1 protein-coding gene is annotated in these 12281 nt (G+C 37.0%); it reads left to right on the top strand.

The annotated features are described in order from the left end of the window. Nucleotides 1-151: 151 nt before the first annotated feature. The coding region (locus Q0138_RS02450; protein WP_297980466.1) for a right-handed parallel beta-helix repeat-containing protein at nucleotides 152-12281 on the top strand (12130 nt) is incomplete at its 3' end.

A 12281-nucleotide genomic window follows, 5' to 3' on the forward strand; every position in this document is an offset into this window, starting at 1 on the left:
TGACTGGAGTTCAGACGTGTGCTCTTCCGATCTATAAATTTATATTCCCTTTCTTTATGGGTTAATAAAGAAATCATTTACATATACTTTATGTATATCTTAAAGGAGAATATGCTTAGGGGTTCAAATCCTCTCTTCGGCAGTAGCCGATGTGGCGCAACTGGAAGACGCACTCGACTGTAATCGAGCAGTATATAAAATTAAGGTTGTAGCACATCCCGATATAATTGTGCTGTTAACTGTTAATATTAATCCTTTAACTGTAAATGTTGGTTCTTCCAGCGGAGGAGATGATCCTAGCACTGATTATGCTTGGACTATATCTGGTCAAACTGGAGGATACTCTACTTTAACTGAAGCTATTGCTGCAGCCAGTTCCGGCGATACTATTATAGGTGCACCAGGTACAGTGGAAACAGTATCTCAAATCAGCATTAACAAGAACTTAAATATTCAGGCGGCTAATTCTGGAGATGTAATCTTAAAAAGCTCTTCAATGGGTGTTTTAAAAATTAATAATGGTTATACAGTTAACTTGAACAATATTGACTTTAAAGATTATACTATTGCAGGTTCTTCAACTTTAAGGGGAGGAGCAATTTGGAATAATGGTACTATGACCATCACCAACTGTAATTTTGAAAATATTACAATTTCCGGTTCTTCTGGTTATGCGCCTGCAATTTATAACTATGGTACTATGAATATAAGTAACTGTGTATTTGATACATTATCCGGTTATTATGGTGGTGCAATTTACAGTTATTATTATGGGTCTACTACATATGTAAGATCTAACTTTACAATTTCAAATTCTGTATTTAGAAATACATATTCTCCATATGGTGCAAGTGCTCTTTATTTATATAAGGCAAATAATCCTGTGGTGAACAATTGTACCTTTGAAGATTTTGATACTAAAATGCAAGTTATTCATATAAATGATTTGAATGCTACTGTAACTGACTGTACATTTAGGAATATTATTGTCAATTCAACCGGTTCCACAACTTATGCTGCAATTTTCCAATCCCAACAAGTAGATAATAACATTACATTTACTGGAAACTATCTTGAAAACATTACTTTCCAAAATAGTCTTAGCAGTAATGGAGGAGCTTCCATTGTAATGAGTCGGGCAGGTAATAGTTATAAGGTAAATATTTCCAATAATGTATTTATAAATAATAAGGTTATTAATACTAATGCAGGAGGCAGCTCTTATGCTGGTGCAGCTGTCTTGAATTTAGCTGGAGGAACAGTAAATTATAATGTATTTGTAAATAATTCCGCAGAATCTGCTAATTATGCTGGTGTTGACCTTATGGTCTTTGGTTCTGTAGTTGCTAATTATAACTACTGGGGCTCTAATGATGGACCAAATGGCACTAATTATAAAAATAACGTTACTGTAAACAATTGGTTACAATTCTCTATTGAAGAACCTGAAGATGTTGTCCTAATTGGCACTGATACTGATATTTCAGTTTTAGCAAAAGTTTATACTAATTCCACTGGTGATTTAAGCGATTTACCTGAAGGTAGTGGAAATATTAGATTAGGTCTTTCTTCTGTACTTAATGAAGTTCCTTCCACTGTAACCCTTACTGACGGTACTGCAACTATTCAATATTTCGCTGATGAAGCTGGAGATGAAACTTTAACTCTTGTCACTGGCGAATCTCAAAGCTTTGAAGTAAGTGCAGATGCATCCAGTTTGATTTATGTTGACAAATCCTACACAGGTTCAACTCAAAACGGTGCAGCTGACACTCCATATAAAACCATTGCCCAAGCCTTAAATGTGGCTACAAGTGGAAAAACAATTATAATCAGATCAGGTACCTATACTGAAAAGGATTTAACAGTTGATGAAGACATAACCATTAAGGCAGATAAGAATGCTGAAGTTATCATTGATGCAGAAAAAGAAGGACGTGTCTTTATTGTAGATGATGCAACTTTAACCTTAAAGGATTTAACATTAATCAATGGTTTGCCTGATTATTATGAAGATGATTACGAAATTGATGGTAAAGGTGGAGCTATTTTAGTTTATGAAGGTTCATTAACTGCTGTAAACATTAATGTTTACAACTCTTCCTCTGCTGCTGGTGGAGCTATAGCTTCTATCTTTGGTAGCGGAATTATTAACATCAGCTCTTCCAAATTCCAGGACAATTCAATAGATGAAGATGATGAGGTATGGTACTCTGTAAATGATCTTCTTGGCGGAGGCGCAATATACTCTGAAGGAAGCAATTTAATTATTTCCGGATGTACTTTTATTAATAATGCTGCAGATAATACTGATGGTGAAGCTACCGGTGGAGCTATTTATGTTAAAAGCAGTGCTGTTATAACAGGTTCAACTTTCAGTGAAAACCATGCCGGAAAAGATGGTGGAGCTATCTATGTGGATGCATACAACACCAATACAGTCAGCATAAACAACAACATTTTCACAGAAAATGTAGCTGAATATAATGGTGGCAGTATTTCCGCTGGCAAAGCTAGAACTGTTAATATTGATGGCAATAGCTTCAACGATAATGAAGCATATTATGGTGGAGCACTTTATTTATACGATAATACTGTTTCATTCACAGTTTCAAATAATCAATTCAACGGAAACTCTGCTACTGCAGGAGGATCCATCTACATTAGATACGGACAAGTAACATTAACACAAAACACTATTGGAACAAGTACAGCTACAACCGGCAGCAAAATCTATATTGCTGGAGGAAGTGTAAACACAGTTACCACTTTCATAGCTAACACCACTAAAAATGTTGAAGTAGGTGAAACCTTTAAATTAACCGCTACAATCACTGATGATAACGGAAATGATATTAAAGGCGGAAGCATTACCTTCACTGCAAATGGAGAAACTCTCATTACAAAGGACATTTCATTTACTGGAGTTCCTGAATATGATTATGCCGTTCCTGAAGATGCGGAAGATGATATCCTAATTTCAGGTTCCTTCTCTTTAAGCAATTCTGCAAGTGAGGTTAAAACTGGTGTATTACATCCAGCTATTTCTAATTGGTATATTGAAGGCGGAAATGGATATGAAACATTGGCACAGGCTATTGCCGCTGCAAGTGATAATGATGTAATTTATGGTAAGGCTGGAACCTATGATGTTACAAGCATGATTACCATTAATAAATCATTAACCATTAAGGCTAATGAAACCGGTGCCATTATTTTGGATGGAAATAAGGCTTCCAGAATATTTAATGTAACTGCTAATAATGTTAAATTAATCAACTTAACATTAACACATGGTATTAGCAGTGCACATGCTGGGCTTATATATCAATATAGGGGTAATTTGACCATTATTAATTCTACCTTTAGTGACACTGCACTTACAGGGTATTATAATGGTGCAGCTATTCAATCCGCTTCAGGTTCCAATTTATTTATTGATGGTTCAAATTTCACTGGTTTAAGTTCCTATAAAGCATCTGCGGTAATTTTCCAAGGAAGCTCAGGCAATTACATAAATATTACAAATTCCATTTTCGATAATGTTAATGGTACATATGACGGTTCAGTATTAAATATAGCTAGTGCAAATTTATTATTTGAAAATTCAACAATTTCCAACCATAATGGTGCAAAAACCACTGGTGAATATGGTGCTATTTATCTTTCCAGTGGTAGTGCTAATATAGTTGGTTCTAAATTTATTAACATCACCGGTCCAATCGGAGCTGCAATCTATTCTGCTGTTGCAATGAATGTTACCGGTTGTTTATTTGAAAATATTACTTCATATAGAAACACTATTTATGCAACAAATGCTAATACTAAAGTTCAATATAATATTTTCATAAACAATAAATTAAATAATACAAACAGATTCGCTATTGTAAACTTCACATCTTATTCTGCTTCAATTCCTGTTGATTATAACTTCTGGGGATCTAATGACGCTCCTCTTGTAGGTAATCAAACTGAAGCTGCTGCTGGAGGATATGCTAAACTTAATTATTGGACTTTACTGGACTTATCTGCAGAAAGTGATATTGTATGGGCAGGAACCACTACTCAAATTGGTGTAGGATTCTATAATTACACTGATGGAACTGCAAACTACACTTTATCTGAATCCATGCCTGATTACACATTTGATTTAACTGCAAGTCAAGGAACAATCGATTCCAGTGTATGTGTAGTGGATAATATTGCAACTGCAAGTTATGCCGCTCCTGGAGAAACAACTGATGTGACAATTACAGCAACCCCTGGTCCTGCTGTACTTGAATTGAATATTATGGACACCTCATCATTTATTGTTGTAGCTACTAACGGTTCAAATACAGATGGTTTAGGAACTATGGACAGCCCATACCAAACCATTGCATATGCATTGACTCAAGTGACTGAAACTAAAAACACTGTTTACATCAAATCAGGCACTTACTCTGAATATGATTTGGAAATCACTGATGATGTTGTAATTCAAGGTGAAAACAAAGAGTCTGTAATTATTGATGCCGGTCAAAACGGCAGAATATTCAATATTAACACTGCTGGAATTGAAGTAAACATTACCAGTCTAACATTAACTAACGCTTATGTTTACTGGGATGACGGTGCTGCAATATCTGCCAAAAAAGGTAGATTGAATATTGATAACATCATTGTTTCCAATTGTGAAGCTGATAATGGTGGTGCAATCTACTTGTCTACAGATGCTACAATAACTAATTCAGCATTCAATAACAACAGTGCTGAAAAAGGTGCAGCCATCTACTTTGATGACAATTGGAATGCAATTGTAAACATTACAGGCAACCAATTCAATGGAAACATTGCAAGCCACTCAGGTGCTGCAATATATGCAAATGCACCTTGGGAACTTTACATCATTTCCAATGCCTTTGACAGCAATGAGGCTGATTTATATGGTGGAGCCATTTACGCCAAATCCACTTGGGGTAAAATAATGGAAAACACTTTCACAAGCAATTCTGCAAGTGACAGTGATTATGGTCAAGGAGGATCCATTTATATAGACTCATCCCAATTCAGATTGGCTAATAACACTATTGAAGATAGTGCAGCTAAGTACGGCAGTGAAATCTATGTAACAGGTTACAGTGAAATTTATGGTGTTGTGCTCACTTTCTTAGGAAATGATACAATTGGCGGTGAAATTGGTTCTGATATGAACTTATACGCATCTGTCACAGATGATATGGGCAATATTATTGCAGGAGGTTCTGTAGAATTTACTGTGGATGGAACCAGTATCGGATCCAAGACTTTCTATGATGATGAACCTATAACAATGACTTATGCCATTTCAGATGATGCAACAGAGAACCTTGTGGTATCAGGTTCCTATTCCTTAGCTGATGAGGATTCCATGACAGTTAAGACAGGTGTTGTTCATCCTGCAGTTTTAAAATGGTTTATTGTAGGCAAGGATGGATTTGAAACTTTAGAAGAAGCTGTAGCAGCTTCTGCAAGTGGAGATGTAATTTACGGTCTTCCTGGAACCTATGACATTATCAGTGCAATCAGCATAACTGATAAGGAACTTACAATCAGAGCTAATGAAAGCGGAGAAATCATATTAAACTCTGCAAGTTATTATAGGTTATTCACTCTTGTAAGATCTAATTTAACCTTGGAAAATCTTGATATGAAGAATGGTACTACAATCAGCGGTGCTTTAATCAATGTGGATAGAACATCAAGCCTGAATATTGAATCCTGTACTTTAAGAGATTCTGCATTCAGTGTTTCATCTTACGGTTCATATGGTTCTGCAGTATATGCTCAAGGTAAGGTAAACATTAATAACTCCAACTTTTACAATATTTATGGTATTTATAGTTATGCAATTGGTGCAGCCCTTTACGTTAGCGGTGGAGAGTTAAATGTTTATAATTCCAACTTTACAAGCATGAGATCTGCTGGAGGAACCGCTTTCTATATCTACACTTCAAATGCAATAATAGATGGGTGCAGATTTGAAAACCTTAATGCATCTGGTATTGGCGGAGCATTTTCCTCTAATATGAATTCCAATACTACTGTAAGCAATTCAGTATTTAAAGATTGTATTTCAAGCAGTAGTGGTGGAGCTATTTCAAGTTCAGGTACTAACCTTATTGTAGAATCCTGTGTATTTATAAACAACAGAATGAATTCCACCTCAACATACAGTTATGGTGGAGCAATACATGTAACTTCTCCTTCCAAAGCAACAATTAACTATAATATTTTCTTAAACAACAGTGTTGCAAAATCTACAAATACTGATGCGGATATTTATTGCGGCGGTACCTGTGTTGTAAATGCGGATTACAACTACTTCGGTTCAAACGACAAACCTACAACTGCAAAGGTTGGTTCATATGTAACACTTAACAATTGGGTCATTTTGGATTTAGCTATTGATTCCATTCCTGTTCAAGGAGGAAACGCTATAATCAGCATTGACTTAAGCAAATACACTGACGGAACTGCAAATGCAAGTTTAAGCAAATATCTCAGTGAACTTGAATTTGATGTGACTGCACTTATAGGCAGTACAAGCCCTGCAAGTGTAAGCTTAGGCGAATCCAATAATGCACAGGCTACAGTCACCTATAATGCAGATTCAATCGGTGATGAAACTGTTACATTAAGTCTATTGGGTGCTCCTGTAGCTAACTTGACATTTAATGTTGCTCCTAACCCAGGCACAACAATATTTGTAAATGCCAGCGGCAATGATGAAACTGGTGACGGCAGTCAAGCCAACCCGTATGCAAGTATTTCAAAGGCTTTAGAGGATGTAACTGATGTTCGCAACATAATTTATGTTGCTGATGGAAGCTACACAGAAAACAATATTGAAATCAACAAGAATGTTACAATTATTGGTGAATCTGAAGTAATCATTGATGCTGAAGGAAACTCTAACATCTTCAACATTGCTGAAGAATTGGATGTCACTCTTGAAAGATTAACTTTAACCAATGCCACTGTTGTCAGCGGCAATGGGGTAATCAAGACAAAATCTGATATTGTACTGAAAGATATTGAAATTACCGGCAATGAAGGAACTGCCATTTATAATGATGGAGCTAATTTTGATGTAATTCTTAGCTTTATTGACGGTTCAACTATAACTGCACTTAAGGGAACTGAAATTACCATCAATGCAAGTGTAAGGACTCCTGAAGGATATTCCATTGCTGGCGGAACTGTTGAATTTACATTAGACGGAATAACAAACGGAACAGCTGTTCTTGGTGATAATGGTATTGCAATATACACATTAACCTTGTCTGATGACTATAAGGATTACATTGTATCCGGTTCCTACTCAGGCAGTGCAGAGGAAACAGTTAACACAGGTGTTTTAAGAGCTGTTGACTTCCATTGGTTCATTGGTGATAATGGTTATGAATTCCTGGCTGATGCTGTTGCAGCAGCAGAAGATGGTGCTGTAATCACTGCTGAAGATGGTTACTCAGAAGTCATCAATAATATTAAGGTTGATGATAAGGCCATTACCATTTCAGCTGGTGAAGGAAGAATCACCTTGGATGGTGATAATAAATACACTTCATTCAATGTAACAAAAACAGCAAAACTTACTTTAATAGGCATTGATTTAATCAACGGATATTCCATGTCAAATGGAGGTTTATTCGTAAATGGTGAATTGAATGTAATTAACTGTAGTTTTGAAAACAATGTAGCAAACCAAGGTTCTGCCATTTATGGAAATGGAACTGCAAAAATTACTGTAAACGGTACTGAATTCATATCTAATTTAGGTTCCGGTGCTATCTACATGGCAAATGGAATTTTAACAGTAGATGATTCCAGTTTCATTGGAAATGGTAACTTCTCTTATAATGGTGGAGCTATCTATGTCTCTAACGGAAATATAACTGTTTCAAACAGCGAATTCATTAATAACTTCGCTGCTAGGGCAGCAGATATTTATCATTCCGGTTCTTCTTCCAGAGTGGAATACGCTTTCATAGATAATTGTAAATTTATTAATTCTACAATTAGTTCAAGCTCTGCTTCCGGAGGTTCAATTTTATCTTTGTATTCCGCAGTAAATGTAAACAATTCTTACTTTGAAAATTGTAATTCCAATTGTACTTCCTCTTATGCAAGCTTGACTGCAGGTGCTATATGTAGTGCAGCTTATTCTTACACTTACCATGTATTAAATGTAAGCAATTCAGTATTTGTGAACTGTCATGCTTCTGCCGGTTCCACTTCAGCTGCAGCAGGCGCTATTTTCGTAGGTAATAGGGGAAATATTAATTACAATGTATTTATTAACAATACTGCAGGTTGTTTACCTATCAACTCTGCAAATGCCATCTCTTTCAATCAATATAGCGGATATGTAAATGTGGACTACAACTACTTCGCTACTAATGAACCTAGTGTATCCACCAGTTCTCTTGTAGGAGATGTAAATGGAACATTGCCATCCAACTGGGTAATTGCAGACCTTAGCATTCCTAACGATTTAGATGTAGATAATGATTATCCTACTCAAATCATATTAAGACTTAATGACGGAAGTGAATTGGATCATGACATGCCTGATTTCACTATGGACTTAAGTTCTGATATTGGTGATGTTGATGTAAGCTCTGTAACTGTATCTGGAAATGAAGCTGAATTCACTTTCACTCCAACTGATATTGGTGGAGGATACATCTACTTTGGTGACGATGCTCTTCCAGTATATATTCCATATCCTACTGAAATTGATGCAAGTGATGTTAGCATTGCTCCTGTAATCGGTGAAGTTCAAGCTATATTAACTTATGAAAGTGGTCCTGTTGCTGATAGGGAACTTAGTTTAGTAATTGCTGGTGAAACCTATTATGCAAGTACTGATGAGGATGGTATTGCAAAATTCACTATCGGTGCTTTGGCACCTGGCGTATATGATGATGTTGTAATCAGTTTTGTTGGTGACGATTTCTTCCATTCTAGCGAAAAAACCATTACAGTCACATTGGTGAAAATTGGAACTAACTTAAGTTCAGAAGCTGTAACTTATGAATACGGTGAAGGAGTATTAACCGCTACCTTAACTGACAGTGAAAATAATCCTATTGCAGGCAAGACCCTAAGCGCAAACTTGAAGGGCACTGTCTTAACTGCTGTCACTGATGAGAATGGTATTGCAAGCTTTGACTTAAGTGAAATTCCAGTAGACATGTATAATGCTATGATTGAATTCAATGAAGATGCTACATACACTTCAAGTTACACAACAGCTGTTGTAACAATCAATAAGATTACTACAAGCATTGCTGCAGAATCCATTAGGGTGGATGTAGGTAAAGGCAGTGCTGCCGTAACTCTTACAGCTAAAGGTGAAGCTCTTGCAGGTAAAACTCTCAGCTTATCCATTGCAGGTCAAACATTGACTGCAACAACTGATGAGGATGGTATTGCAAGCTTTGACTTAAGCGATATTCCTATTGGAACTTACACAGCTATTGCAAAATTAGCTTCAGATGATTACTACAAGGCAGCTTCAAGCACATTTAATGTAAACGTAAGCAAAATACAAACCAGCTTAAGTGCTGATGAGGAAATTTCAGTTGCTGTAGGTGAAGGCAGTCTCAGCGCTAGATTAAGCAGCGAATACGGTCCAATTGCTGATAAGACCATCAGCCTTATTATTGCAGGTCAAACATTGACCGCTACAACTGATGCAGATGGTATTGCAGTTATTGACTTAAGCGGAATTTCTGGCGGTATCTATGAAGAATTGGAAATTGTCTTTGCTGGTGATGCAGTATATGAAAATGCTTCCGCTAATGTAAACATTATTGTCAGTATGTATGAAGCAGAATTAAGCACAGAAAATGCAACTGTTGAATTCTCCATTGGTGAAGGTACAGTTTATGCAAGCTTAACTACTGATGGAACTCCTATTGCAGGCCAATCAATCAGCCTTGCTCTTGGCGATATCACTCTCACCAGCGTCACAGGTGCTGATGGTGTTGCAAGCTTTGACTTAAGCGATATTCCTGCTGGAGTATATGAAACCGAATTTGTATTTGAAGCGGATGAAACCTACACTGGAGACACTGCAGAAATTACAATCACCATTTCCAAATTGGCTACTGAATTAATTCCTGATGAAAGTGTAATCACTGCTGATATTGGTGCAGCAAGCATTGTCGCTAGCTTAACAAGCGGTGAAGATCCTGTTGCAGGTGAAACAATCTCTGTTTTAATCGCTGGTGAAACATACACTGCAATTACCGGTGCAGATGGTAAGGCTGTAATTGACTTAAGTGCACTTCCAGCTGGAATCTATAATGATTTGGAAGTCACATTTGCTGGAGGAAACAAATATCTCGGATTTGTAGCAATTGTCAATTTAACAGTTAACAAATTGTCTACAGAATTGATTCCTGAAGAAAGTGAGATTATAGCAGACATTGGAGAAGCTTCCATTGTTGTAGAATTAAGTCACGATTCAACTGGAATTGCTGATAAGACTGTAAGCGTAGTAATTGCTGGTGAAACCTACAGCGCAACTACAAATGTAAACGGTATTGCTGTAATTGACTTAAGCAGCCTTTCTGCTGGAAGCTATGATGATTTAGAAGTCATCTTTGCCGGTGATGATGTATATGATGATGCATCCGCTGCTGTAAGTATTACTGTAAACAAAGTTGAAACTGATTTGGAAGCTGAAGTTGTTGGCGATGAGTTAATCGTAAGCCTTACTGATGCAGATGGCAACGGCATTGAAGGAGCAATAATCACTGTTGTAATCGGTGAAGAAACCTTGACTGGAACTACAGATGAGGATGGTAATGCATTCATCGACTTAAGTGATATTCCTGCTGGCGCATATGATGCAAGCATCAGCTTCACAGCTGAAGAAGGTTCAGATTATGCTGATGCAAGTGAAGTATTTGAAATTGTTGTAAGTGTTGAAACCATTATTGACATTGACGCTGACAATGAAAATATTGTCATTAGCTTAACTGATGCAGAAGGCAATCCTATCAGTGCTGAAATCACATACACCGTAAATGGCGGAGAAGAAATTAGCATTTCAAGCAATGATGAAGGTATTGCTACAATTGTATTGGATGAAGGTAAATCCAAACTTGACATATGGTATGACGGTAGTGAGGATGGAGTATACCTCCCAACTGAGACAAGTGCTGTTGTATTGGTCATCAAGGAAAATATTGAGATTCCTGTAAGTGCTAACGCTACAATCGATATTGCTAGTGATTATGAAAACTCTGAAGTAACAATCACCTTAACAGATCTTGATGGTGAAGCTATTGCTGAAGCTGATGTTCTTGTAAGCGTCAATGGAGAAGAATCCACTGAAACCACTGATGCTAATGGACAAATCACAGTTGAAGCTGCTGCTAACTCTACCGTAACCGCTCTTTACACAGACGCTAACGGCGCTAGCGTAAGTGCTTCCATTGTAGTTGTTGAAAACAACAACACTGAAACCGTTGAAGTTCCTGTTGAAGTTGAAGTTCCTGTAGAAGTTGAAGTTCCTGTTACTGCAAACGCCACTATTGATGTTGAAGCAAGCGATGATGCTTTAACCATCACAGTCAAAGACATAGATGGCGAAGCAATTGCAAACGCAACAGTAGCAGCAATCATCAACGGAGAGGAACAAAACTTAACCGCAGATGAAAACGGAGTAATTACAGTAGCTATCGACGGAAACACAACTGCTGAGTTAACTTACACTGACGAAAACGGTGCAAGCGTAACTGCAATCGTAAACAAGGTTGTAGAAACTGTTGAAGTTGAAGTTCCTGTAGAAGTGCCAGTTGAAGTACCAGTTGAAGTACCTGTTGAAGTACCTGTAGAAGTTGAAGTACCTGTATATATTACAGCTAACGCTACAATCGCTTTGGCAACTGAAGACGGCAGTTCTGTAATTGCTACATTAACAGATCTTGACGGTTCAGCAATTGCAAACGCTGCAATCAGCGTAAGTGTAAACGGTCAAGAAAGCAGTGCAAGTACTGATGCTAAAGGTCAATACACCATTGCTATTGATGGTAACAGCACTGTTGTAGTAAGTTATGTAGATGCTAACAACATTACAACAAGCGCATACATGAACGTCATTATTATTAATAATGTTATTGAAAACAACAACACAATAATCATTAATAATACAATTGAGGTTCCAATTAACCGTACTGTAACTAGCATCGATTATCAAAACATGACTACTAAGGCTTTAACCTACCCTGCTCTTAGAACCGGTG

Source organism: uncultured Methanobrevibacter sp. (assembly GCF_937906425.1).
Taxonomy (GTDB): domain Archaea; phylum Methanobacteriota; class Methanobacteria; order Methanobacteriales; family Methanobacteriaceae; genus Methanobrevibacter.